Origin of the sequence: Synechococcus sp. CCY 9618 (assembly GCF_019038415.1) — a bacterium.
Classification (GTDB): Bacteria; Cyanobacteriota; Cyanobacteriia; order PCC-6307; family Cyanobiaceae; genus Cyanobium.
Window position 1 is genome coordinate 21538 of record NZ_JAFKRG010000035.1, and the last position, 22980, is coordinate 44517.

The window sequence follows — 22980 nt, forward strand, 5'->3', positions numbered from 1 at the left end:
GGCCACAAAAAAGCCGGCCCAGGGGACCGGCTTCTTCAGCGGAGAGGGAGGGATTCGAACCCTCGATAGAGTTGCCCCTATACAGCATTTCCAGTGCTGCGCCTTCGACCACTCGGCCACCTCTCCAGCGGCGAAATGGGGCAGATGGCAATGTAGCAGGGGCTGCACCTGCGTTCTCCCGCCCTCCCATGACCCGCACCTTCCCGATCACGGTCCACTGGCGCCAGGCGCAGCGGGTGATCCGCCGGGAGGTGCCGGAAGGTGAGTACATCCTGCGCAGCTTCGAAGCCCAGGGTGAGCCGCTGCCCTTCAGCTGCCGCAACGGCTGCTGCACCGCCTGCGCCGTGCGGGTTCTGGCCGGCACGATCGACCAGCGGGAGGCCCTCGGCCTGTCGCGGGAGCTGCGGGAGGAGGGCTACGGCCTGCTCTGCGTCGCCCGGGCCACCGGTCCGCTGGAGGTGGAGACCCAGGACGAGGATGAGGTCTACGACCGCCAGTTCGGTCGTTTCTTCGGCCGGGGACAGGTACGGTCCGGGCTGCCCCTGGACGACGAATGACCTCCCTCTGCGACCAGGCCCTGGCCGGCTCCGCTCTGGACGGGTCCGAAGTGGAGCGGCTGCTGCTGGTGGCCCGGGAGGCCGCCGCTGCCGGAGGTCGGGAGCTGCGGCGCCATTTCGGCCGGCTGGAGCAGGTGCGGGAGAAGGGAGCGGCAGGGAACCTGGTCACGGAGGCCGACCTGGCGGCGGAGGCGGCCGTGCTGGCGGTGCTGGAGCAGCGCACCCCCGGCCTGGCGGTGCTGGCCGAGGAAAGCGGTCGCCGGGAGGGCAGCGGCGACCTGCAGTGGTGCGTCGATCCCCTCGACGGCACCACCAACTACGCCCATGGCTATCCGATCTTCGCCACCTCCGTGGGGCTCAGCTGGCGGGGCCTGCCCCTGCTGGGCGCCCTGGAAGTGCCTGTGCTGGAGGAGCACTACTGGGCGGCTCCCGGGCAGGGGGCCTGGTGCAACGGGCGACGCCTGCGGGTGAGTGACTGCAGCCGGCTGGAGGACGCCCTGCTTGTCACCGGCTTCTCCTACGACCGGATTCACCGGCTCGACAACAACTACGCCGAGTTCGCCTGGTTCACCCACCGCAGCCACGGGGTGCGCCGGGCCGGGGCCGCTGCCGTGGACCTGGCCTTCGTGGCCGCCGGCCGGGTCGATGGCTACTGGGAGCGGGGCCTGGCCCCCTGGGACCTGGCCGCCGGTGTGGTGCTGGTGGAGCAGGCGGGAGGGGTGGTGTGTGCCTACGGCGGCGCGCCGATGGCCCTGGCCGAAGGGCGGGTGATCGCCTGCACCCCCGCCCTTCGCCAGCCCCTGATCGAGGGGCTGGCCAGCTGCCGCCCCCTCAGCGGCGCCAGCTTCGGTGCCCCCGAACTGGATGCCGCCGGCGGCGACGCTCCATAGGATCCCTCCGCGCCCGACCCCTCCCCCCCATGGCCCTCCAACCTGCCGCCGGCGCACGGGATCTGAACCCCGGCCAGGTGGACAGCAACCGGCGCCTCTCTGACCTGCTCGCCAGTGTCTACCGCCTCTGGGGCTACCAGGAGGTGGCGCCTCCCACCATCGAGCGTCTGGACACCCTGGAGGCCGGCGGGGCCATCGCCGAGCGGGAGCTGGTGCGGCTGGCCGCGGATGATCCCCTCGGCCTGCGGCCCGAGCTCACCGCACCGATCGCCCGGGCGGCCAGCACCCGCATGCTCGGTCGCCCGCGGCCCCTGCGGCTCTGGGCCAGCGGCACCACCTTCCGCAGCTTCACCGGCGATGGGGGCGGCCAGCGCATCAGCGAGCAGCTGCAGAGCGGCGTGGAACTGCTGGGCGAACCCTCGCCGGCGGCGGACACCGAACTGGTGCATCTGCTGCTGGCAGCCGTCGCCACCCTGGGGTTGCGGCCCCAGCACCAGCCCACCCTGCTGGTGGGCCACCACGGCCTGCTGACAGCCCTGCTCAGCCAGGTGGCGGCCGAGCAGCGCTCCGCCGCACGCCATGCCCTCACCGACTTCGATCCCCTGGCCCTGGGAGCCCTCAACCTGCCGGACAGCCAGCGCCAGCGCCTGCGGGCCCTGATCGGTCTGCGGGGGGAACCGGTGCAGGTGCTCTATCAGCTCGAGCAGTGGCTGGGGCCCATTCCCCTGCTGGAGACCCTGGCCGCCACCCTGGCCAGCGTGAATCCCTCCGCGTCGGCCCTCGGGGTGCGGGTGCAGCTGGATCCCACCTTCCAGCCCCATTTCGACCTTTACGACGGTCTGGTGTTCAAGCTCGTCTGCCAGGGGGGCGACGCCCCGGTGGCGATCGCCAGCGGCGGCCGCTACGACGCGCTGGTGGGCCGCTTCTGCAGCGACCTGTCCCAGGCGGCCGGCACGGGATTCGGCTTCGACGTGGAGGCGATCCGCGACCTGCTGGCGTCGGACACCTGTGGAGAGGCCGGCGATGGGCAGGGCCCGGGTCCCTGGCTGGTGGCCAGCGCCACCCCCGCCGGCCTGGGCCTGGCCCTCAGCCGCATGGGAGAGCTGCATCGCCGGGGCGAGGCCGCCGAGCTCTGCACCCGCCCCTGCGCCGACCGCGCCGAGGCGGAGCGCCTCGCCGGGGAACGGGGCTGCCGCGGTGCCGTCTGGCTGGCTGCCTAGGATCCGCGGCTGCCGCCTGCCCGCGTCGATGGCCCACACGATCGTCACCAACGTCTGCGAAGGCGTGGCCGACTGCGTCGATGCCTGCCCGGTGGCCTGTATCCATCCCGGAGCGGGGGCCAACAGCAAGGGAACCGCTTTCTACTGGATCGATTTCGACACCTGCATCGACTGCGGCATCTGCCTGCAGGTGTGTCCGGTGGAGGGGGCGATCCTGCCGGAGGAACGGCCCGATCTGCAGAAGCCCGGCGGCTGAGCCGCGGCGGTTCGGAGACCCCACCCTCCGGCCCCTTGAGGCCGGAGAGGGCCCCACCTAGGTTCAAGGCGATTCTTCTCAATCGTCATGACGGTGCTGGAGCAGGGCCAGATGTAGGTGATGGGGGGCACTGTGGCGGTGCATGACCTGGACGCCCTGTGGAAAACTCAAAAAGACCCTGCAGGGTGGTGATGGAGGCGCTCCATAGCCTGAGCTACATGCGACAGCGCTTTGGCCCAGTCCGTCTTCGCCGCAACCACCAAGGAGGCCGCGACACAGCTCCGAGTCAGTGATGCAACCCTGTGGCGGTTGCGCCGGGAGGGGGTGCTGAAGGCTGGCGTGCACTACCGCGCCATGGGCACCGGCACCGCACGGCCGCCGTTGCTCTGGGACGTGGAAGCGTCGGATCAGGCACTGGCTCAGCGGTCCCGCCGCCTGCTCGCCGGCCAGCAGCAGGGCTGAGCGATGGCCACACACGGAGAGGCCCCGCACAGCCCTGGGGGGGGCGGCGGGGCCTGGGGAAGATCATCCTCAGCAAATCGTACCGACGACTGGCGCCAGCTGCTGCCGCAGCTCGAAGGCCTCCCGCTGCTGCCGTGCGGGGCCGGGGCCGAGAACAAAGCACCGATCAACCCGGCGACCGGCTACTGCCTCAGCGGCTGGGAGAAAGCCGCCTACAGCCCCGCCGAGATCCTCGGAATGAATGGGGTCGTCCGCTCCGTCGGCACCCGCACAGGGCCGGATGCTGACGGGCTGCTGGCGTTTGATCTGGATGGTGCCACGGCAATCAACCGGGCGATCAGCGCCGGTTGCGACCCCGCCGATGCTGAAACCTGGCAGATCCTGCGCACCACCGACGCCAACCGGCGTAAGACGCTGTTCAGGGTGCCGCCCGAGCTGTGGCCCCTTCTCGGTGAAGTCAAAAGCGCCATCCAGACAAAGGCCAAGACCGCTAAGGCCAAAAGCGAACAGATCGAAGTGTTCTTCGGCGTCGGTCAGATCATCCTGGCCGGTGAACATGTCCCTTCCGGAGGCCACTACATCTGGGAGAACGGACCCGCCGATCTGGCGGAAATCCCACCCGAGTGGTGGGCACTGGCCCTGGAGGTGGTCGGCGCACCCGCCGCACCAACACCAGCAGCAGCACCAAGGGACAGCACGATCAGCGACAGCGAGAAGGCCCGCGCCTGCCTCGCTGCCCTGGACCTGGCCCGCTTCGGCGACCACGACAACTGGGTGAAGGTCGGGCAGATCCTGCACTCTGTTGGTGATGACTCCCTGCTGGACGACTGGGATCGCTGGTCTGCTGGTGATCCGGCCAAGTACAAGCCCGGCGAGTGTTCCCGGAGATGGCGCACTTTCAAGGCCACCGGCAGCAGCAAAGGCGCCGCGACCCTTGGCACTCTCATCAAATGGAGCGGCCTGAGCTTCGGCAGCAGGAAGCGCAACAGCCCGCCGCCTCCGCCGCACCCTCCTGCAAGCTCACAGGAGCAGCAGCAGCCGGCCGAGCCTTTCACCCTGGAGTCCTACCGCTCCGACTGGCTGCCGCTGGTGATGAAGCACGTCTTCATGGCCAATGGTGAGCGGTGGATCTCTGTTGAAAACGTCCTCCACCAATGGACCGGGACGCACTACGGCCCCGTGGCGGACCTGGAGCTGGCTCCCAAGGTGGCCAGGTTTCTTTGCCGCCTGAGCTACTTCGACGTCAAGGCGGGAGAAGACGTGCATCACTGGGCCCGGCCCGCGCGAGTGGATGAGGCGATCCAATGGCTCAAGCGCCGCACCGTCGCCAGCATTGAAGACTTCAACCCAGCGAACGCTCTCAACCTCCAGAACGGCGTCCTCTCCTGGACCTGGGAAGGGCGGAGCCTCGTGACCCGCCTTGACCCCCACGATCCGGCGCAGCGGTTCACCTACTGCCAGGGCTACAGCTATGACCCCAACGCCAGTCGCGGCACCCTGGACCGGCTGCTGCAGGCCGTAGAAGACGGCGAGCAGGACACCTTCCAGAGGGTGATGGGGTCGGGCCTGGAGCTTGCCCGCTACCGCGCGATCCAGGGACGCCCACGGGCAATCCTGGCCATCGGCGACGGGCAGAACGGAAAGGACACACTGCAAGGTGCGATGAGCGAAACCCTTGGGAATCGTGGGTTTACCCACTGCAGCATCGGCGACTTCCAGCAGTACGACCGGGGCCGCAAGTTCCCACTGGCCCAGCTCTACCGCTCCAGGATCAACTGGTCTTCAGAGAACACCGGCTACGCCCGTCTGGAATCCATCCAGAGCTTGAAGACGGCAATCACCGGCGAACGGATGAGCTACGAGGTGAAGAACGTTCAGGAGATCTCCTACAGCCCGAACACGCTGCTGATCTTCAACTGCAACGATCCACCGCGTCTCGATGCGAGTAGCGCCGCGATGGAATCCAGGTGGCATGTCATGGCGTTCCGAAAACGGTTCACCAGCCGGCCCGATCCAGCCAAGCCGAACGAACTGCAGGCTGATCCACGCCTGAAGGACGATCACCAGTTCATCCGCGAGGCCGTCTGCCCCGCAATGTTGAACTGGCTGCTGGAAGGGCTCCAGTTGGCCGTCTCTGAAGGCATCACCTACGACCCTGACAGCGAGGCCCTGGAGGCAGTACGGCGGGCGTCCTGCCACCTGTTCGACTTCGCGGATGACGCCGGCCTGAAGGCTCACACAGGCGGAAGTGTGGAGGCGTCCTACGTCTTCGAGCTGCTGTGGAACTGGTATCAGAGGCAGAGGATCCTCCACGTTGACCCGTCAACAAAGCGCCCCACCTGGAACACTCACGACCTGGGTGGCGATCACCCGGTGAAGATCCCCCGCGACTTGGCAGCACGCCTGCGCGCGGTGTTCCCGGAACTGCGCAGCGAACGCGGCACCGATAAAAGCCGCCGCTCAGTGCTCCGAGGCGTCCGTTTTGTAACCGCTGACACCAATGGCGGAGGCATAGAGGCCCCTGGCGGAGGCACGGCGGAGGCACGGGCGGAGGCATGAAACCTTGTGGTAGCAACCAGATGGAGGCATCGGAGGCATAGATCTCAAATCAAATCCCCTACACGTGCGCGCGCGCACGCACATGCGCATGTGAAGGGCCCGTGACTTGGGAAAGATGCCTCCGATGCCTCCGAACGCCTGCGGTAACTCGATTCCATGCCTCCACCTATGCCTCCGTCATGCCTCCGTCATGCCTCCACATGCCTCCGCCAGCCATGACCCCAACCACCCCACACCAGCCCGACAACCACCCACACCACCTGGACCCATGGCCATGACCACCTGGCGCCCACGCGCTCAGCCCCGCTCTGCAGCCCCGGCAAGGCCCACACCGCCGCCTGCCCGGCCGATCCCTCCTGTGGATGAGCAGCTCGCCGCCTGGGTCCGGGAGCTGGCCCTGGGCGAGCTGGTGTAGCAGCACGTCCGCAGGCTGACCCCATGAGCACCATCACCGTCAACTGGCCCGCTGCCCCGCTCTCCGAGACCGGATGGCGCAACCGCCTCGAGGACCTGGCCGAGCGAGCCGAGGCGATGGTCGGCAAGACCTGCACGCTGCAGGATCAGGGCCGGCTGGCCGTGGAGTTCTGCGGCTTGCTGTGGCCCGCCCTATCCCCCGAGGTGATCGCCGGATCCTGCCGCGCCTCCCTATTGCTGGGGGCCCCTGGCGTGCTGATGGCCCCTGCCCCCGCCGATCAGCTGGGGGAGATCGCTGAGCGCCTGGACGCGATCTGGCACGCCGCACAGAGCGACCCCGCCCAGGCCGTGGTCGAGGCCCCGGTGCTGCTGCTGGAGCGCCCGCCAGAGCCGCCAGCCCCCCCGCCACCGCCTGCACCACCCCCAGCACCCGACAGCTGGCTCTCCGGCGCCGAGGTGTGCGAGCTGCTGGAGATCTCAGTCAGCACCCTGAAGAACTGGCGAAGTGCTGGCCGGTTCGGTCAAGGCTGGGGCAAGCGTGGTCGAGGCTTTGCCTTCTCACCTGAAGCTGTTGATGCAGTGATGAACCAACTCATTCCACCTGCTCTGGAAGAACTGATGGATGAGATCAGAACTGAAAGATCAGCAACAGAGTGAACCATTCCCACACAGCCGGCCCAGTGATGGCAAGGGTTCTCGGTGATTCTCATGGAATTCCAAGGTACTTCCTGGGGTGTTTGAGCTGCGGGTCCTTGGCGCCCTTGATTCCCGCAGGTAGTGAGCATTTTCTGTTTGTGTCCACCCTGATTAGCGGCTAGTAAATACAGCTAACCCCTCCCGATAACCGGGCATGTTCACATCAATAGGCTAGCTGTATCCAGTGTGAACAGGCATGAGCGAGCCGTTGTCCATCCGCGCCGCAGCTGCACAGCTGGGCCTGAAGTCTCACACCACGTTGCAGCGGCTGAAGGAGCGTGGCCTGCTGGATGCCTACCTGGCCGATGGGAAGATCGTGTTGCATCCGGCCGGTGAGCCCCACCTGCGGGACTGGGTGAAGGCCAGCACCCAGCAGCACGCGACACCGGCCCTCCGTGCTGCTGGCAAGGGTGGGAAGGTGCCGCCGTACGAGGAGAGCCGAGCACGGTCTGAGGAGCTGCGAGCGGACCTGCTGGAGGTGGAGCTGGGTGTGAAACAGGGTGAGCTGATCCCGCGGGCGGCAGCGGTGGCAACCATGGCGAGAGTGGTAACGATCAGCCGCACCCGGCTGCTGGGTGTGCCCAGCCGGTTGCGGTCGCGCCTGCCTCATCTCACCCTTGACGATCTGGCCGTGCTCGAAGAGCTGCAGCGAGAGGCCCTCGAAGAGCTGGCGGAGGGAAGATTCGATGGCGAGTGATGAAGAACTGATCGCGTGGTTCCTTCGTCGCCTCTCCCCGTCCGCGGTAGAATCCACTCACGACCGGCGAGGCGCGACCCGTCACGGCGCCCCGGTCACAGACATGCACCCCGACACCATTGCAGCCCTGCGGCTGCTGGTGCTCGCGTTGGAAGTCCACCCGGAAGATCTGGCCGAACTGGCGATCTACGGCGACATGCCCGAGCACCTGGCCGACGTGATTGACGACATCGACAGCGAAGAGGAGGAGTGATCCTTCACATCTGCGCGATGATGTAGCGAACTGCTCGAAGATCCCATGCAGACCTACACCACCCCCCGCCACATGCCCGACGATGATGCACCCCGCCCGCCGGAATGCAGTCCGCTGGACAGCGCACAGTCGCGCCGTGCAGCGCGCCAGGGTGGCGAAACCGGGCCAATCTGCCACCGATCAGGGATGCTGAACAGTGGTTCTATTCTGGTCTCCAGCGCCCCGGCGATGCCCTGATCGCTCCTATCTGGCCTTAGCCGGCGCTACCGGCGCCTATCCATCACTCGCCGCACAGGGGCCCCCTGTCGGTGGAGTCTGGCCGCCGTTCCGTATGCAAGGAAGGCCCCCAGACTGATGCCAGCGACCCGGTATCAGTGGACATTCAGCATCGATCCGCAGCCCTCACAAGGGCCGCCGCAGCCGCCGACACCTTCGAGCTGTCGTTCTCGTCAGAGGAGCCAGTCGAGCGGTACTTCGGCCCGGAGGTGTTGAGCCACGACCCCGGCGCCGTTGACCTGTCCCGCCTCAATGGTGGCACCGCACCGCTGCTCTGGAACCATTCGCCGGATGCGGTGATCGGTGTTGTCGAGCAGGCCAACATCCGCGGCAAGCGTGGCCGTGCCCGCGTCAGGTGGGGCACGTCCGACCTGGCACAACAGATCCGCCGTGATGTTGAAGCGGGGATCATCTCCGCGGTTTCCACGGGTTACCAGATCCTCGATTCGGTGGCTCGCGGTGCCGGCATCCTCGCCACGTCCTGGCAGCCGCTGGAAGTCTCGCTCGTGAGTATTCCAGCCGACGCCACCGTGGGCATCGGCCGCTCTCTCACCCCCTCCACCCGCCACACCACCATGGCCAGCACCAAGACCACCACCGCCGACATCAGCCCCGCCGATGACAACGGCCAGGCCGACGCCATCGCCGCCCTGAGCGATCAGGTCGCGAAACTCACCCGCCAGCTGGCGACCCCTGCCCAGCCGGTGCAACGTCGCGCCGTGCCGATCGCTGGGGCTTCCGACTACGCCTACGCCAGCCTGGGCCTGAGCGACCGGGAGCAGCGGTCCTATTCCATCGTCAAGGCGATTCAGGCCCAGGCCACCGGCCGCTGGGATGAAGCGGGCCTCGAGCTGGAGGCCTCCCGTGCCATGGCGCAACAGCTGGGGAAGAATCCCCGTGGCTTCTACGTGCCGACCGGTGATCTCCAGCTGAGGAGCACCTACGTGGTGGGCACCGACAGCCTGGGCGGAAACCTTGTGCAGGATGAGGTGCGCGCCGAGAGCTTCATCGAAGCCCTGCGGAATCGTGCGGTCGTTGCAGAACTGGGTGCTCAGATGCTGCCGGGCTTGGTTGGCAACGTGCTGATCCCCCGTCGCTCTGGTGTCAGCAGCACGTACTGGGTCGCAGAATCTGGCGCGCTGACCGAGAGCAACGGGACGTTCGATCAGGTGAGCCTGACGCCCAAGACCCTGGGATGCCTGTCCAAGTTCTCCCGACTGTCGCAGCTGCAGAGCACACCGGAGATCGAGCAGCTCATCCGCCAGGACTTCGCCGCCCAGGTGGCCCTGGGCATTGACGCCGCCGCCCTCTACGGTGCCGGCTCCAGTAACGAGCCGCTGGGCATTGCCGGCACGTCCGGCATCGGTGCAGTCGTGGGCGGAACGAACGGCGCCCTGCTGACCTTCGACCACCTGATGGACCTCATCAAAGAGGTTTCCATCGACAACGCCGACGCCGCCGGTGCCGCCTTCATCCTCAACGCGAGGTCTGAGGCGCGCCTGATGCAGATCAAGGACAGCCAGGGCAACTACCTGATGGGCCCCGGCAGCATCTCCGGCGGTGCACCTGGCGCCCTGTGGGGTCGCCGGTTCGCCGTCACCAATCAGGCCCGCTCGAACCTCACCAAGGGCACCGCTTCCGGTGTGGCCTCGGAGGTGTTCTACGGCGACTTCAGCCAGCTGGTGATCGGGATGTGGGGCGGCCTGGACATCGCCGTGGATCCGTACACCAACTTCAACACGGGTGACGTGCAGATCCGGGCGTTCTCCACGGTCGACATCGGTGTGCGCCAGCCATCGGCATTCGCCCGGATGGCTGATGCTCTGACGGCATAGTCCGCAGACTTACGCGGGAACCGGGGGCGGGTCCACTTCCAGCCCGTCCCCTTTACTCCCAACCCACTGGAGTTGAACTATGGCCACCGATCAGGAATCGTTCACGCCTGAGCAGATGGAACAGGCCATCGCCGCCCAGCTGCTCACCGCCCAGCTGGCCCTGGTCCGTGCATCGCTGCTCACCCTGAGGCTGCTGGCCGATGAGAGCGAGGCCACCCGCTGGCGCCTGATGGCGGCCGACACCCGGGAACGGGGCGAGCTCACCATGCTCCAGAAGCGCCTCACGGATCACGCCGGTGATGTGACGGCCGAAGCGCACGGCCGGCTGTGCCAGCTGATGGCGCCGGTGTTCGCAGGGCCGCCGGTGGATCGGTGAGCGTGGCCCGCTGGTGATGCGGAAGCTCACCGGCAGCGGTGCGGAGTTGCCTTGGACATGGCGGTGGAGGTGGTGCTACGCCTGGCCTCCACCGACCCCCGGAAACCCCATGCCAACCCTGTTCACGGACCTTCCCGAGATGTGGGCCCTGCAGCCTGACGAGGAACCCTGCCCTGCTGCTGAGGCCGCCGCCGCCCTGCTGGAGATCGCCGCAGCTGCGAGTGACGACACCGAGCCCTGCCTCGCCCAGCTGGGCGCCGCGCCGGACGTGACCCCTGAGGCGGTCGCCCTGGGCGTCATGCTGCGCAACCTGCTGGCCCAGGTCCTGGAGACCGCCGATCAGCTGGCCGCGGCGACAGGGCCCTAGCGCAACGTGATCTCAACCCGCCGGGGATTCCCCAAGAACCGGACGCTGGCGACGAACTCCACCACGATCGCCCGCAGCTCCTCATCGGTGGCAAGCTCCAGCGTGCCGGGTGTGGCGAACAGATCCGCCAGCCCGTCGTAACGCGGGCCTGACGGCACCTGTTGCAGCGCCCCCAGCCGGCCGCGCAGATCAGCCAGCGCCGGGGCAAGGCCAGCCACGCCGGAGCGCTCCAGTGCTTCGAGCTGATGCAGCTGTGCCCGCAGTTCGATCGCTTCCGGTGGCTCCTGATGCTGGACGGTGCCGGCCAGCTCGGCCAGCTCCACGGCGCGGGTGCGCAGGGCCTCGAGCACCTGGGCCCGGACGACGGCCTCCTGGATCGAGCGGCCGTAGAACGTGCAGCTGGGGCTCTTGCATTTCAGCCGTGCCACGGCGCCATCCATCTGCCGGTGGCAGCAGCGGCCGCATTCGCTGCAGCTCACCAGCCCGGTGAACAACCTGAGCCGGCCGGCAGTGCGCCCGATCGCTGATGCTCTGGACTGCCGCAACCTGGTGGCCTGCTCCCACTCTTGCCACGTCATCAGCGCCGGCACCGCACCCCACTGGCCATGGGCGAAGCCACGCAGCATGGGGTGATCCAGCCAGCGGCGCACACCGGTGTGCGACACGTCGGTGCCGCTGTCGCGGATCCACTGGTTGATGTTCATCCCGGCCGCCAGCAGCCCATCGAACCGCTCGCGGGCCTGGGTCCAGGTGGTGGGGTCCGGTGCTGCGCGTCCGTCCTGTGAGCAGTAGCCGAACGGCAGCCGGCCGGTGCCGAGGTAACCAGCAGCACGACGTCGTGCCAGGCCGTCGCGGACCTTGGCGCCCACCAGCCGGGACGAGGCCTGGTTCATCACTGACAGGACGCCGGCGGTGATGAATCCGGAGTAGCTCTCCACCTCGATCTGGCCGCCGGTCAGCGCCTGCACCCTGACGCCCTGCTGTGCGCAGGCGGCAAGGAAGGCCATGTCGTCACCGCTGCGGCTGAGGCGGGACTGATCGATCACGACGACTTCGGACACCACGCCCGAGGCCACCAGCGACCACAGCTCCTCCCAGGCTGGCCGCTTCCCGCCGCTGTAGGCGCTGGCCCGCTCAGCCAGCACCCGGTCGCAGCCGGCAGCCTCCAGGTCGCGCACCTGGCCCTCGATGCTGATGTCCTGGGCGCGCTTGGTGGTGCTGACCCTGGCCAGGCCTACCCTCACAGGAGCCTCTCACCCGACAGTGCTCCAGACGATACAGGGCCAGATTCAGATCCACACCGAGAACATCTTCCCGATCATCAAGAAGGCCGTCTATTCCGGCCATGAGGTGTTCCTGCGGGAACTGGTGAGCAACGGGGTGGATGCGATCAGCAAGCGCCGCATGGCTGCCATGGCCGGCGACTGCAGCGAGGGAGCGGAGGGCACGATCGCCATCCGCATCGACCGGGAAGCCAGGACCCTCACCATCAGCGACAACGGCATCGGCATGACCGCCGATGAAGTGAAGCGCTACATCAACCAGGTGGCCTTCTCCAGTGCCGAGGATTTCCTGGAGAAGTACAAGAGCGAGAACGATGCCATCATCGGCCACTTCGGCCTGGGCTTCTATTCCAGCTTCATGGTGGCCGCCCGGGTGGAGCTGGTCAGCCGCAGCGCCCGGCCGGAGGCCGAAGCGGTGCGCTGGAGCTGCGACGGCTCCCCCAATTTCAGCCTCGAGGGTGCCGAGCGCGCCGAGCCGGGCACCGATGTGATCCTGCACCTGATGGAGGAGGAGCTGGAGTACATCGAGCCCTCCCGCATCCGCACCCTGATCACCACCTACTGCGACTTCCTGCCGGTGGCGGTCCAGCTGGACGGCGAAACGGTGAACAAGCGCGAGGCCCCCTGGCGCAAGAGCCCCCGGGACCTCTCCGACGACGATTACATCGCCCTCTACCGCTACCTGTATCCCTTCCAGGGGGACCCCCTGCTCTGGGTGCACCTCAACACCGATTACCCGTACAACCTCCAGGGGATTCTCTATTTCCCCAGAATCACCGGCCGGGCCGACTGGGAGAAGGGCGAGATCCGGCTCTACTGCAACCAGGTCTTCGTCAGCGATTCGATCAAGGAGGTGGTGCCCCGCTACCTGCTGCCCCTGCGGGGGGTGATCGACTCCCCCGACATCCCGCTCAACGTCAGCCGCAGCGCCCTGCAGACCGACCGCCGGGTGCGCTCCATCGGCGGCTTCGTGGCCAAGAAGGTGGGTGACCGGCTCAAGCAGCTGCACCGCGACGATCCGGCCCGCTACGCCGGCAGCTGGGATTCCCTGGCCCCGTTCATCAAGATCGGTGCGATGGAGGACGAGAAGTTCGCCGATCAGGTGGCCGATCTGGTGCTGTTCGGCACCACCGCTGCCGCCGGCGAGGCCCCCGGAGACGACGCCGCGGAGGCGGCAGCCACCGACCCCATCGCCTGCGAGGACAGGGTGTACACCACCCTGGCCGGCTATCGCAGCCGCCTGGCGGCCGACAACGCCAGCCGCATCCTCTACTGCACGGATGAGGCCGGCCAGGCCGGAGCCCTGGCCCTCTGGAGGGGCCAGGGAGCGGAGGTGCTGCTGGCCGACACCCTGATCGATTCCCAGTTCATCCCCTGGCTGGAGGCCCGCCACGGCGAACTCAAGTTCCAGCGGGTCGACGCTGAGCTCGACGCCAGCCTGCACGAGCCGGAGAGCGAGCTGGCCGATGCCGAGGGCAAGGACAGCGGCGAGAAACTGCGGGATCTGTTCAAAGCCTCTCTCAACGACGACAAGATCACCGTCCAGGTGCAGTCGCTGAAGGGAGAAGGCTCGCCGGCCGCCCTGATCCTGCTGCCGGAGCAGATGCGCCGCCTCAACGACATGGGGGCGCTCATGGACCAGCGCCTGCCGGGCCTGCCCGACCACCACGTGCTGCTGGTCAACCGCCGCCATCCCCTTGTGGAGGGACTGCTGAAGCTCTCCTCCGGGGCCGTGATCACCGGAGCTGCGGGCAGCTCCCCCACCCAGCAGCTGGCCGAGGCTCTCAGCCGCCACATCTATGAGATGGCCCGCCTGGCGGTGGGGGGCCTGGAACCCAACCAGCTGGCCGGTTTCCAGCAGCGCAGCGCCGACCTCATGGGCCAGCTGATGCAGCGGGGCCTCTGAGGCGGCGCCCGGCCCTGCTGGCGCTGGTGGATGGCAGCCGGCTGCCGGAGCACGAACTCCGGTTCGATCCGGACAGCGGCGTGCGACTGACCTCCTGAACTCCGCCAATCCTGTTGGCAGCCCGGGAATCAGGACCACAGGGCCCATTTGATAAAGTCACAGGCTGGCTACGGCCCGAACTGTCCAACGTCGTCATCCGTCATGTCCCGGGTCTGTCAGCTCACCGGCAAGCGCGCCAACAACGGCATGGCCGTCAGCCATTCCCACGTGCGCACCAAGAAGCTGCAGCAGGTGAACCTGCAGGAGCGCCGGCTGTGGTGGGCCGAAGGCAAGCGCTTCATCAAGCTGCGCGTCTCCACCAAGGCCCTCAAGACGATCCAGAAAAAGGGCCTGGGCGCCTATGCCAAGGAACTGGGCGTCAATCTCGCCAAGATCTGAGTCCATCCCCCATCCCCCGAAGAGCCCATGCAGCGCCGCGTGTTCCTTGGGGGCGCCGCCCTGGCTTCCCTGGCCCTGCTCAGCCGGCCCGACCGGTCCCTGGCCATGGGCGGCACCCTGCCCGAGCTCGACGCTCAGGCCCCTGCCTTTGAGCTGGCCGGTGTGGCTCCCGGGGCCGAGGGGGAGGTGAGTGAAACACGCCTGGCCAGGGATGATTTCCGGGGTCGCTGGCTGGCGCTCTACTTCTATCCCAAGGATTTCACCAGCGGCTGCACCCTTGAGGCCAGGGGTTTCCAGAGGGATCTGGCCCGTTTCCATGCCCGCAACGCCGAGGTGGTGGGGGTCAGCGCCGACGACACCGAAGCGCATCTCTCGTTCTGCGGCAGCGAGGGCCTGGCCTACCCCCTCCTCTCCGATCCCGGTGGGCAGGTCAGCCAGCGCTATGGATCCTGGCTGGCCCCCTTCTCGGCCCGCCACACCTTTCTGATCGATCCCGACGGGGTGCTGCGGGAGCGCTGGGTGGCGGTACGGCCCTCGGGCCACAGCGCTGAGGTGCTCGACGCCCTGACCCGGCTGCAGGACGCGTGAACCCCAAGATCCGGAGGCGGCGCTTCCTGGGACTTCTAGGGGCGGCCGCCCTGGCCGCCCCGCTGCTGTCCATGCCGTCCCTGGGCGAGCCGGACCCGCAGCGGCTGCATTTCCTGGCCACCGCCGACAGCGGCAGCGGCAATGCCAACCAGCTGGCGGTGGGTCGTCGCATGGCGGAAACCCACCGGCTCCGGCCCGTGGACCTGGTGATCATGGCCGGCGACAACATCTACCCCGATGGTGATCTGAAGCTGGTCGAGAGCACCTTCCTGCGGCCCTACCGGGACCTGCTGCAGGCGGGAGTGCCCTTCCATGCGGTGCTCGGCAACCACGACATCCGAACCGCCGACGGTGCGCGGCAGATCGCCTACTCCCCCTTCGGCATGAGGGGCCGCTGGTACACGCTGCGGCGTGGCCCGGTGGAGTTCTTTCTTCTCGATACCAACGTCAATGCTCCCTGGCAGCACCAGCTGCCCTGGCTGAAGAGGGTCCTGGCGGCCAGCAAAGCCCCCTGGAAGGTGTTGGTGGGCCATCATCCGATCCGTTCGGCCGGCCTCTACGGCGATGATCCGGTGGCCATCGCCCGGCTGAGCCCCCTGTTCCGCCGTCACCGGGTGCAGCTGTACATCAACGGCCATGAGCACAACTACGAGCGGACCCGCGTCATCGACGGCACCACTTACCTCACGGTGGGCAACGGTGGGGCCCATCTGCGGGCGATTGTGCCCAACGCCCGTACGGTCCGGGCCCTGAGCACCTACGGCTTCGCCGAGATCTCGGTCACGCCGGAGCAGTTGCGGATCGACGCCTGGGACAGTCGGGGGGAGCGCATCGACCTGGCCGTGCTCAGCCGGACCGACTGAGGGTCACTCCCTTGCCGTGACGCCACCGAGGGAAGCCAGGACACTGCGGTGCACCTGGCTGGACCGTTGCAGGGCCTCGATCCCGTCCCGATCCGGCGGGCTATCGAGAAGGGCGCTCCAGATGTCCGCAAGGGCGGCGCCGGCAGGAACCTCGAGGTCATGGCAGGGGCAGACGATGCCGGCGGCGGCGGCGGCCACCTTCGGGTCGTAGCTGAGGGCAGCGCAGGGACTGCCCGCCAGGGCGGCCAGGATCAGACCATGCAGCCGCATGGCCAGCACCAGTCCGGCCCGTTGGAAGTGGTCCAGGGCCTCCTCCGGAGTCGCCACCGCCAGCTCCCGGCTGCGGGCTGCCAGGGCCGGGCCGATCAGTCCCTGCCGGCCAAGGCCCGCCAGAAGCCCGCGATCCTGGTCCCGGTGGAAGGGGAGCCAGAGCACTTCCCGGTCCGCCGTCACCGCCAGCCGTTCGACCGCCTCCAGATAGGGCAGCCAGGCCGCCCCCTGCAGCTGGTGCACCGGGCGGAAGCAGAGCACGATCGGGCCGCCACGGCCGCTCCAGGTGCGGGCCGGCAGGGCCCAGACCGGATCACTGCCCACGGGAGCCTCCACCCCCCAGGCCCGTGCCTGCAGGGCGGAGGCCCCGTCGCGCCAGCTGATGGCGGTGGCGAGCGGAAGCAGGGCCCGCACCAGGGCGCGGCTGCGGCGGCGGCGCAGGGGACCGAGCCCCTGGCCCCAGAGGATCACGGGCCTGCCGCCCAGACGGGACGCCATCATGAGGGCGCCGTAGTAGAGGAGGCTGCTGAAGCTGGTGGCGTCCTGGAGCAGGCTGCCGCCGCCCAGCACCAGGGCATCGCAGCGGCTGAGGGCGGCCAGCACCGCTGCCAGACGGCGGCGGTCGATGGTCTCCACCCCGAACCGGTCCCGCACCAGCTCCTGATCATGGGCCGTGACCACGGGGAGGCACACGGGGGGAAGCTGGTCCAGCAGCACCTGGAGGAGGGCATCGTCGCCCAGGTTGTGCTCGCCGTAGTAACCGCAGATCAGAGCACGCATCCGACGCAGCGGCCGTTCCGGCTCCGTACATTACGGATCGCACCGGGACGCGCCCATGCACGCACTGTCGCTGCCCACCTGGTGGATCCACATCACCTCAGTGCTGGAGTGGATGCTGGCGATCCTGGCGGTGCAGGCCTTTGGCCGGCGGCGGCGAGAAGGGGGCTGGCGCTGGCTGGCCCTGGCCATGGTGCCCGCCCTGGTCAGCGCCATGGCCGCCTGCACCTGGCACCTGTTCGACAACAGCGAGGCCCTCAAGGGGCTGGTGGTGTTCCAGGCGGCCCTCACCACCCTGGGCAACGGGGCCCTGGCGCTGGCCACCTGGAACCTGCTGCGGCTGCAACGATTGGCCGGCGGCCAGGACACCCCGTGAGCATCGGCCTGCCCTGGGCACGGTGGTTGGAGCAGCTGGGCGGCGTCGATCCGGCACCTTTCTTCGTGCTCTCCCTGCTGCCGTACCTGGCCTTCCTCTGGTGGGCCGGCCGGGTGCGGGCCTTTCCGCGGCTCGCCCTGCAGGGCTTCCGGCTGACGCTGCTGTTCGTGGCGGTCACGATCGGCGCCGCGGTGCTGGCCCAGGTGAACTACGGCCGGCAACTGGCGGATGTGGATCCCCTGCACGGGGGCGCCGAAGCCTTCCTGACCCTCAGCAACCTGGTGGTGCTGCTGGGCTTCCGGCCCGGGGAGACGCAGGCAGACCCACCCGGGGACGATCCGTCAAAAGGGCCAGGGTCCCCCCCGGAGCTCTCGGATCCAAGGTGAACAAGTCTTAAGGGGGCGGGGCGTCGCCAGGCATCACCCGGAAGATGGGGCGTCGGCAAGTGCATCATGATCGCTCCTCTCCTGGCCATGGCTCCCGCTTCGATCAGCTGGTCTCCCAAGGTGGCCCTGGTCATGATCGTCTGCAACGTCATCGCCATCGCCATCGGCAAGGCCACCATCAAGCAGCAGAACGTGGGCCTGAAGCTTCCCAACGACAGCTTTTTCGGTGGCTTCAGTCATGGCGCCATGCTCGGCACCACCAGCCTGGGTCACATCTTCGGCATGGGTGCCATCCTCGGCCTGGCCTCCCGCGGCGTCCTCTGAGGCCGATCCGCTTCTGCGCCAGCCCAGCCGCTTCAGCGCCAACCCATCAGATAGGGCATCGCCCTGAGCCCGTAGCGCTCGAACCGATAGCCGAACAGCAGGGCCGAGAGATCCTCCGCCCTGCTGCTCTCCAGGCCGCGAAGCACCCGGTCCAGCCGCCCATCGGCGCGGGACTCGTGGAGGCTCAGCCAGGTGCGCCGTGCCAGCCGTCCGCTGAGGGACCAGCGCCAGCCGAGGGCTCGACGCAGTTGGCCTGGGTAAGGATCCAGCGCCCGGTCCTGGCAGGCAGTGCGACCACCGCAGCCCAGGGCCTCCACCAGCAGCGGTGTCAGCACAACGCTGCTGGTCAGAGCGTGGCGGATGCCCTCACCACCCAGCAGGTTGGCGGTGCTGACCGCATCCCCGAGCCCCACCAGCCGGCCCCGGCGGTGGGGCTCCCTGCGCCGGATCGTGCTGCGCACCAGGCCACCGTGGCGATCCAGCACATCGAAGGGCGCGCCAGCCGGGCCGGTGCCCAGCAGACGACGGCCCAGATCGGTGATCAGGGCACCGAGCGGCGGCTGATCGCGCTGGGTGTCCACCAGCCGGCACACCCCCAGCTTCAGCACCCCGGGGGTCATGGGAAAGATCCAGCCGTAGCCCTGGGGCACCCAGTCGCTGCCGAGACAGAAACTGAGCCGGTCGGCCCAGGGCTGCCAGCATTCCGGGGACACCCGCAGCAGCCACTCCAGACCGGCGGCCCGCACCAGTCCATCCCGCGGGCCGGCGGCAGGGGGATCCCCCAGCAGGGCCCGGGTGTGGCCGCTGGCATCCACCGTCCAGGCACTGCGGACCCGCAGGGTGCTGCCGTCGGCGCGACGCAGCACCGTGGTGATCCGATCGTCCTCCTGGTGGCAGGAGACGGCCTGCAGCCCCAGCCTCACCTGTCCGCCCCAGCGGCGGCACTGATCGGCCAGCCACTGGCGCAGGGCACCGAAATCGAGCACGACCCCGAGGGGCCTGGGGGACCCCCAGCGTCGTGTGGCGTCACCGGGCCCGATCAGTTGCCATTCCCGCCAGCGACTGCCCACCACCTCGGCCGGCAGAGCGAATGCATCCATGGCCTCGATCGGCAGGGCGGCGCTGCTGAAGGAGGAGCGACCCAGGTCGCTCAATCTGTCCACAAGGAGCACGTCCACCCCGCTGCGGGCGAGCCGACGGGCCAGGTCAGCGCCGGCCGGCCCTGATCCCACCACCAGCACCTGGCAGTGGAGGTCCGCCTCAGACCGCAAGGGCGGAAGGAACGGCGACCCGGAACACCGGACGGAAGCGATCCAGGATCCGGTCGGCCATCAGGGAGGGCGTGAGCCCGAGGGTCTCCTTGCTCTGCTGGGGACTGGCGTGGTCCACCAGGACATCGGGAATGCCGATCCGCAGCACGGGCACCGCCAGCTCGTGGTCGTTGAGGCTCTCCACCACGGCGGCTCCGAAACCACCCGCCAGGGCACCCTCCTCCATGGTCACGATCCGGCCGATCCGGCGGGCCAGGGGCAGGATCAGGGCCTCATCAAGGGGGCGCAGGAAGCGGGCGTTGACGACCGCGGCCCTCACCCCTTTCTCCTGGAGGAGACCGGCGGTGGCCATGGCCGGGGCCACCATGGCGCCGTAGGCCACGATCAGCAGATCGTCGCCGTCGGTGAGCAGCTCACCGCGGCCGATCTCCAGGGGCTGCCAGCCTTCGTCCATCAGGGGCACCCCTTCCCCCTCTCCCCTGGGGATGCGGATGGCACAGGGACCGTCGTGGGCGATCGAGGTGACCAGCATGCGCTGCAGTTCGGCCTCATCCTTCGGGGCCATCACCGTGAAGTTGGGCACGGACCTCAGATAGCTGATGTCGTACTGACCCTGGTGGGTGGGGCCGTCGGCGCCGACGATCCCGGCCCGGTCGAGCACGAAGGTGACCGGCAGCTTCTGAATGCCCACGTCGTGGATGATCTGGTCGTAGGCCCGCTGCAGGAAGGTGCTGTAGATCGCCACCACCGGCCGCAGGCCTTCACAGGCCATGCCCGCCGCCATGGTGACGGCATGCTGCTCGGCGATGCCGACGTCGAAGTACTGGTCGGGCAGAGCCTTCTCCAGCAGGTCCAGGCCCGTGCCGGTGGCCATGGCGGCCGTGATGCCCACCACGCGGGGATCCTGCTCGCAGATCTTCACCAGGGTCTGGCCGAACACCTTGCTCCAGCTGGGGGGCTTGGGTTTGCTGGAGGGATAGGCCTTGCCGGTGGCCAGGTCGAAGGCCGACTGAGCGTGGTAGCCCACCTGGTCGGCCTCGGCATAGGGATACCCCTTGCCCTTGGTGGTGGCCACGTGCACCAGCACCGGGCCTTCGCAGCGGTGGGCGGCCTGGAAGGTGCGCACCATCTCAGGGATGTCATGGCCGTCGATCGGGCCCACGTAGGTGAAGCCAAGCTCCTCGAACACGGCGCCCACCTTGGGCACCGCCAGCCGTTTCATGCTCTCTTTGAGGGTCTTGAGCTCGTTGGGCAGCTCCCCGTGCAGGAACGGCAGGTGTTTGACCGCCTCTTCGGCGCTGCCGGAGAGAAACTGGACCGGCTTGCTCAGCCGCATGCGGTTCAGGTGGGTGGAGAGTGCACCCACCGGCGGCGAGATCGACATGTCGTTGTCGTTCAGCACCACCAGCAACTTGGTGCGAGGCAGATGGCCGGCATGGTTGATGGCCTCCAGGGCCATGCCGCCGGTGAGGGCGCCGTCACCGATCACCGCCACGCATTTGAAATCCTCACCGCGGCGGTCGCGGGCCAGGGCCATGCCCAGGGCGGCCGAGATGCTGGTGGAGGCATGGCCGGCGCCGAAGTGGTCGAAGCGGCTTTCGCTGCGCTTCAGGTAGCCCGCCACCCCGCCCTTCTGGCGCAGGGAATGAAAATTCTTGTAGCGGCCCGTGACCAGCTTGTGGGGGTAGGCCTGATGACCCACGTCCCACACCACCCGGTCGTGGTCGAGATCAAGGGTCTGGTAGAGGGCGAGGGTGAGCTCCACCACCCCGAGGCCAGGTCCCAGGTGACCACCGCTGGTGGCCACCACCTCCAGGTGCTTCTCGCGGATCTGGCGGGCCATGGCTTCCAGCTCGGCGGTGCTGAGGCCATGCAGCTGATTGGGATGGCTCAGCTCGCTCAGATGCATGCCCGTCCTTGCTTCCAGACGGTCAATCTACGGGGTTCGACAAAGCACGCGGCGACAACCGCCGCCGTTGCATGGTCGGGTTGCAACACTGGAAGCATGACCGAGGCCGCCAGCGACCACGCCGACCCCGGGGCGAGCCCCTACCTGCAGCGGATCCTGCGGGCGCGGGTGTACGACGTGGCGATCGAATCACCCCTCGATCCGGCCCCCAACCTCTCCCGCCGGCTGCACAACCGGGTGCTGCTCAAGCGGGAGGATCTCCAGCCCGTGTTCAGTTTCAAGCTGCGGGGCGCCTACAACAAGATGGCCGGCCTGGACCGGGCGGAACTCGACCGGGGCGTGATCGCCGCCAGTGCCGGGAACCACGCCCAGGGCGTGGCCCTGGCCGCCCAGCGGCTGGGCTGCACCGCCGTGATCGTGATGCCCGTCACCACCCCCGAGATGAAGGTGCGCTCGGTGGCGGCCCGCGGAGCCGAGGTGGTGCTCCATGGCGACACCTACGACGAGGCCTGCGACCACGCCCATCGGCTCCAGGGGGAACGGGGTCTGACCTTCATCCATCCCTTCGACGATCCGGACGTGATCGCCGGCCAGGGCACCATCGGCCTCGAGATCCTGCGCCAGTGCTCCGAACCCCCTGATGCCATCTATGTGGCGGTGGGGGGCGGCGGTCTGATCGCCGGGATCGGCGCCTATGTCAAGAGCCTCTGGCCCCGGGTGCAGGTGGTGGGGGTGGAGCCCTGCGATGCCGATGCCATGACCCGCTCCCTGGCGGCGGGGAAGCGGGTGCGGCTGGAGCAGGTGGGCCTCTTCGCCGACGGCGTGGCCGTGCGTCAGGTGGGGGAGCACACCTTCGCCCTCGCCCAGCGCTGCGTCGACCGGATGATCACGGTGGACACCGACGAGATCTGTGCCGCCATCAAGGACGTCTTCGAGGACACCCGCTCGATCCTGGAACCGGCCGGAGCCCTTTCCGTGGCCGGGATGAAGAAGGACGTGGCCCAGCGCCAGCTTCGCGACCACACCCTGGTGGCAGTGGCCTGCGGAGCCAACATGAATTTCGACCGGCTGGCCTTCGTGGCCGAACGGGCTGGGCTGGGGGAGGAGCGGGAGGCCCTGCTGGCAGTGGAGATCCCGGAACAGCCCGGCAGCCTGGCCCGCTTCTGCGCCGTGCTCGGCCAGCGCAGCCTCACCGAGTTCAGCTACCGGCTGGCGGATCCCCGACTGGCCCATATCTTCGTCGGCGTGCAGATCAGCGGCCACCAGGACACCCGCCAGCTGATGCAGGCCCTGGAGGCCCAGGGATTTCCCTGCCTCGACCTGAGCGACGACGAACTGGCCAAACTGCACCTCTGCCACATGGTGGGAGGACGCTTGCCAGCCAGCGCCGGAAGCGCCCGGAACCAGGGGGAGGAGCGGCTCTACCGGTTCGTGTTCCCCGAGCGGCCCGGAGCCCTGATGGCCTTCGTGAACGCTCTGCATCCCAGCTGGAACATCAGCATCTTCCATTACCGCAACCATGGCGCCGACGTGGGGCGCATCGTGGTGGGCGTCCAGGTGCCGCCGGCGGAGCGCGACGACTGGCAGGCCTTCCTCGCCGGACTGCCCTACCAGCACTGGGACGAGACCGACAATCAGGCCTATCGGCTGTTCCTGGGCGAGATGGGCCGGCCCCTGGCCAACAGCAACGGACTGGTGGGCGTCTGAGGCCTGCGATACGTTGCCGCCACG

General features: G+C 68.3%; 26 protein-coding genes and 1 tRNA gene. 21 read left to right on the forward strand and 6 right to left on the reverse strand.

All coding sequences use genetic code 11. From position 1 onward, the window contains the following. Window positions 1-39 precede the first annotated feature (39 nt). Window positions 40-126: transfer RNA gene (locus KUG41_RS08560), tRNA-Ser, on the reverse strand. A gap of 62 nt (window positions 127-188) precedes the next feature. Here KUG41_RS08560 and KUG41_RS08565 point away from each other — a divergent pair. The 10 genes from KUG41_RS08565 to KUG41_RS08610 all read left to right on the forward strand — a co-directional run bounded on the left by KUG41_RS08565 (window position 189) and on the right by KUG41_RS08610 (window position 8004). Next, window positions 189-557, forward strand: a complete 369-nt coding sequence (locus KUG41_RS08565) for a 2Fe-2S iron-sulfur cluster-binding protein (protein ID WP_216903166.1) — start codon at window positions 189-191, stop codon at window positions 555-557. Further along, window positions 554-1447, forward strand: coding sequence for an inositol monophosphatase family protein (locus KUG41_RS08570; protein WP_216903168.1), 894 nt, complete (start codon window positions 554-556; stop codon window positions 1445-1447). Before KUG41_RS08565 ends, KUG41_RS08570 begins: the two co-directional genes overlap by 4 nt. A 29-nt stretch (window positions 1448-1476) precedes the next feature. Next, complete coding sequence (locus KUG41_RS08575) at window positions 1477-2667, forward strand: ATP phosphoribosyltransferase regulatory subunit (protein ID WP_216903170.1); 1191 nt, start codon at window positions 1477-1479, stop codon at window positions 2665-2667. Window positions 2668-2695: 28 nt separating this feature from the next. Next, window positions 2696-2923, forward strand: a complete 228-nt coding sequence (locus KUG41_RS08580) for a ferredoxin family protein (protein WP_216903172.1) — start codon at window positions 2696-2698, stop codon at window positions 2921-2923. A gap of 231 nt (window positions 2924-3154) precedes the next feature. Next, window positions 3155-3385, forward strand: a complete 231-nt coding sequence (locus KUG41_RS08585; RefSeq protein ID WP_216903174.1) for a helix-turn-helix domain-containing protein — start codon at window positions 3155-3157, stop codon at window positions 3383-3385. Between the two features lie 3 nt (window positions 3386-3388). Beyond that, window positions 3389-5944: a PriCT-2 domain-containing protein gene (locus KUG41_RS08590; protein WP_216903176.1), complete on the forward strand. Its 2556-nt coding sequence runs from the start codon at window positions 3389-3391 to the stop codon at window positions 5942-5944. 274 nt (window positions 5945-6218) lie between these two features. Continuing rightward, the gene (locus KUG41_RS08595) at window positions 6219-6359 is read left to right on the forward strand and encodes a hypothetical protein (RefSeq protein ID WP_216903178.1); all 141 of its coding nucleotides are present in this window, start codon (window positions 6219-6221) and stop codon (window positions 6357-6359) included. 23 nt (window positions 6360-6382) lie between these two features. Beyond that, on the forward strand, window positions 6383-7015 hold the full coding sequence (locus KUG41_RS08600; protein ID WP_216903180.1) for a helix-turn-helix domain-containing protein: 633 nt from the start codon (window positions 6383-6385) through the stop codon (window positions 7013-7015). Between the two features lie 235 nt (window positions 7016-7250). Beyond that, window positions 7251-7751, forward strand: a complete 501-nt coding sequence (locus tag KUG41_RS08605; protein ID WP_216903182.1) for a hypothetical protein — start codon at window positions 7251-7253, stop codon at window positions 7749-7751. Beyond that, complete coding sequence (locus KUG41_RS08610; protein ID WP_216903184.1) at window positions 7741-8004, forward strand: hypothetical protein; 264 nt, start codon at window positions 7741-7743, stop codon at window positions 8002-8004. Before KUG41_RS08605 ends, KUG41_RS08610 begins: the two co-directional genes overlap by 11 nt. A 263-nt stretch (window positions 8005-8267) precedes the next feature. Here KUG41_RS08610 and KUG41_RS16110 read toward each other — a convergent pair whose 3' ends face one another. Beyond that, window positions 8268-8360 (reverse strand): hypothetical protein, encoded by a 93-nt coding sequence (locus KUG41_RS16110; RefSeq protein WP_371734092.1) that lies wholly within the window; start codon window positions 8358-8360, stop codon window positions 8268-8270. Between the two features lie 129 nt (window positions 8361-8489). Here KUG41_RS16110 and KUG41_RS08615 point away from each other — a divergent pair, with 129 nt between their 5' ends. The 3 genes from KUG41_RS08615 (at window position 8490) to KUG41_RS08625 (ending at window position 10858) form a co-directional block, all read left to right on the forward strand. Continuing rightward, window positions 8490-10115: a phage major capsid protein gene (locus KUG41_RS08615; RefSeq protein ID WP_371734093.1), complete on the forward strand. Its 1626-nt coding sequence runs from the start codon at window positions 8490-8492 to the stop codon at window positions 10113-10115. A gap of 79 nt (window positions 10116-10194) precedes the next feature. Beyond that, a complete protein-coding gene (locus tag KUG41_RS08620; RefSeq protein ID WP_216903188.1) occupies window positions 10195-10491 on the forward strand; it encodes a hypothetical protein in 297 nt (98 codons plus the stop codon). A 109-nt stretch (window positions 10492-10600) separates the two neighbouring features. Beyond that, a complete protein-coding gene (locus tag KUG41_RS08625) occupies window positions 10601-10858 on the forward strand; it encodes a hypothetical protein (protein WP_216903190.1) in 258 nt (85 codons plus the stop codon). Here KUG41_RS08625 and KUG41_RS08630 read toward each other — a convergent pair. Continuing rightward, complete coding sequence (locus tag KUG41_RS08630) at window positions 10855-12102, reverse strand: recombinase family protein (protein WP_216903192.1); 1248 nt, start codon at window positions 12100-12102, stop codon at window positions 10855-10857. The two genes, KUG41_RS08625 and KUG41_RS08630, sit on opposite strands and share 4 nt — an antisense overlap. A 19-nt stretch (window positions 12103-12121) precedes the next feature. Here KUG41_RS08630 and htpG point away from each other — a divergent pair, with 19 nt between their 5' ends. From htpG to KUG41_RS08650, 4 genes are all read left to right on the forward strand, one after another. Continuing rightward, window positions 12122-14047: a molecular chaperone HtpG gene (gene htpG, locus KUG41_RS08635; RefSeq protein ID WP_216903194.1), complete on the forward strand. Its 1926-nt coding sequence runs from the start codon at window positions 12122-12124 to the stop codon at window positions 14045-14047. Between the two features lie 201 nt (window positions 14048-14248). Further along, window positions 14249-14485 carry a 50S ribosomal protein L28 gene (gene rpmB / locus KUG41_RS08640; protein WP_216903196.1) on the forward strand — a complete coding sequence of 79 codons (237 nt, stop codon included), beginning with the start codon at window positions 14249-14251 and terminating at the stop codon, window positions 14483-14485. Window positions 14486-14512: 27 nt separating this feature from the next. Continuing rightward, window positions 14513-15073, forward strand: a complete 561-nt coding sequence (locus tag KUG41_RS08645; RefSeq protein ID WP_216903198.1) for a peroxiredoxin — start codon at window positions 14513-14515, stop codon at window positions 15071-15073. Beyond that, window positions 15070-15936, forward strand: coding sequence for a metallophosphoesterase (locus KUG41_RS08650; protein ID WP_371734088.1), 867 nt, complete (start codon window positions 15070-15072; stop codon window positions 15934-15936). The genes KUG41_RS08645 and KUG41_RS08650 overlap by 4 nt, the downstream gene beginning before the upstream one ends. Before the next feature lie 3 nt (window positions 15937-15939). On the opposite strand, the gene csaB is transcribed toward KUG41_RS08650, so the two are convergent. Further along, window positions 15940-16986, reverse strand: coding sequence for a polysaccharide pyruvyl transferase CsaB (csaB, locus tag KUG41_RS08655; protein ID WP_216903200.1), 1047 nt, complete (start codon window positions 16984-16986; stop codon window positions 15940-15942). 55 nt (window positions 16987-17041) lie between these two features. Here csaB and KUG41_RS08660 point away from each other — a divergent pair, with 55 nt between their 5' ends. The 3 genes from KUG41_RS08660 to psaK all read left to right on the forward strand — a co-directional run bounded on the left by KUG41_RS08660 (window position 17042) and on the right by psaK (window position 18069). Beyond that, window positions 17042-17359, forward strand: a complete 318-nt coding sequence (locus tag KUG41_RS08660) for a DUF2499 domain-containing protein (protein WP_216903202.1) — start codon at window positions 17042-17044, stop codon at window positions 17357-17359. Further along, window positions 17356-17745, forward strand: a complete 390-nt coding sequence (locus tag KUG41_RS08665; RefSeq protein ID WP_371734089.1) for a DUF3593 domain-containing protein — start codon at window positions 17356-17358, stop codon at window positions 17743-17745. The genes KUG41_RS08660 and KUG41_RS08665 overlap by 4 nt, the downstream gene beginning before the upstream one ends. A gap of 66 nt (window positions 17746-17811) precedes the next feature. Further along, the gene (psaK, locus tag KUG41_RS08670; protein WP_216903204.1) at window positions 17812-18069 is read left to right on the forward strand and encodes a photosystem I reaction center subunit PsaK; all 258 of its coding nucleotides are present in this window, start codon (window positions 17812-17814) and stop codon (window positions 18067-18069) included. A gap of 32 nt (window positions 18070-18101) precedes the next feature. Here psaK and KUG41_RS08675 read toward each other — a convergent pair whose 3' ends face one another. Then, the gene (locus tag KUG41_RS08675; protein WP_216903206.1) at window positions 18102-19340 is read right to left on the reverse strand and encodes an NAD(P)/FAD-dependent oxidoreductase; all 1239 of its coding nucleotides are present in this window, start codon (window positions 19338-19340) and stop codon (window positions 18102-18104) included. Further along, window positions 19330-21249: a 1-deoxy-D-xylulose-5-phosphate synthase gene (gene dxs / locus KUG41_RS08680; RefSeq protein WP_216903208.1), complete on the reverse strand. Its 1920-nt coding sequence runs from the start codon at window positions 21247-21249 to the stop codon at window positions 19330-19332. The genes KUG41_RS08675 and dxs overlap by 11 nt, the downstream gene beginning before the upstream one ends. A gap of 96 nt (window positions 21250-21345) precedes the next feature. Between dxs and ilvA the strand changes: the two genes are divergently transcribed. After that, window positions 21346-22956, forward strand: a complete 1611-nt coding sequence (gene ilvA, locus KUG41_RS08685) for a threonine ammonia-lyase, biosynthetic (protein ID WP_216903210.1) — start codon at window positions 21346-21348, stop codon at window positions 22954-22956. The last annotated feature ends 24 nt before the right edge of the window (window positions 22957-22980 follow it).

Bases quoted from the DNA above. Each gene is read 5' to 3' on its own strand.
- KUG41_RS08565 (WP_216903166.1), top strand. From the start codon at position 189: ATGACCCGCACCTTCCCGATCACGGTCCACTGGCGCCAGGCGCAGCGG.
- KUG41_RS08570 (WP_216903168.1), top strand. From the start codon at position 554: ATGACCTCCCTCTGCGACCAGGCCCTGGCCGGCTCCGCTCTGGACGGG.
- KUG41_RS08575 (WP_216903170.1), top strand. From the start codon at position 1,477: ATGGCCCTCCAACCTGCCGCCGGCGCACGGGATCTGAACCCCGGCCAG.
- KUG41_RS08580 (WP_216903172.1), top strand. From the start codon at position 2,696: ATGGCCCACACGATCGTCACCAACGTCTGCGAAGGCGTGGCCGACTGC.
- KUG41_RS08590 (WP_216903176.1), top strand. From the start codon at position 3,389: ATGGCCACACACGGAGAGGCCCCGCACAGCCCTGGGGGGGGCGGCGGG.
- KUG41_RS08595 (WP_216903178.1), top strand. From the start codon at position 6,219: ATGACCACCTGGCGCCCACGCGCTCAGCCCCGCTCTGCAGCCCCGGCA.
- KUG41_RS08600 (WP_216903180.1), top strand. From the start codon at position 6,383: ATGAGCACCATCACCGTCAACTGGCCCGCTGCCCCGCTCTCCGAGACC.
- KUG41_RS08605 (WP_216903182.1), top strand. From the start codon at position 7,251: ATGAGCGAGCCGTTGTCCATCCGCGCCGCAGCTGCACAGCTGGGCCTG.
- KUG41_RS08610 (WP_216903184.1), top strand. From the start codon at position 7,741: ATGGCGAGTGATGAAGAACTGATCGCGTGGTTCCTTCGTCGCCTCTCC.
- KUG41_RS08620 (WP_216903188.1), top strand. From the start codon at position 10,195: ATGGCCACCGATCAGGAATCGTTCACGCCTGAGCAGATGGAACAGGCC.
- KUG41_RS08625 (WP_216903190.1), top strand. From the start codon at position 10,601: ATGCCAACCCTGTTCACGGACCTTCCCGAGATGTGGGCCCTGCAGCCT.
- rpmB (WP_216903196.1), top strand. From the start codon at position 14,249: ATGTCCCGGGTCTGTCAGCTCACCGGCAAGCGCGCCAACAACGGCATG.
- KUG41_RS08645 (WP_216903198.1), top strand. From the start codon at position 14,513: ATGCAGCGCCGCGTGTTCCTTGGGGGCGCCGCCCTGGCTTCCCTGGCC.
- csaB (WP_216903200.1), bottom strand. From the start codon at position 16,986: ATGCGTGCTCTGATCTGCGGTTACTACGGCGAGCACAACCTGGGCGAC.
- KUG41_RS08660 (WP_216903202.1), top strand. From the start codon at position 17,042: ATGCACGCACTGTCGCTGCCCACCTGGTGGATCCACATCACCTCAGTG.
- psaK (WP_216903204.1), top strand. From the start codon at position 17,812: ATGATCGCTCCTCTCCTGGCCATGGCTCCCGCTTCGATCAGCTGGTCT.
- dxs (WP_216903208.1), bottom strand. From the start codon at position 21,249: ATGCATCTGAGCGAGCTGAGCCATCCCAATCAGCTGCATGGCCTCAGC.
- ilvA (WP_216903210.1), top strand. From the start codon at position 21,346: ATGACCGAGGCCGCCAGCGACCACGCCGACCCCGGGGCGAGCCCCTAC.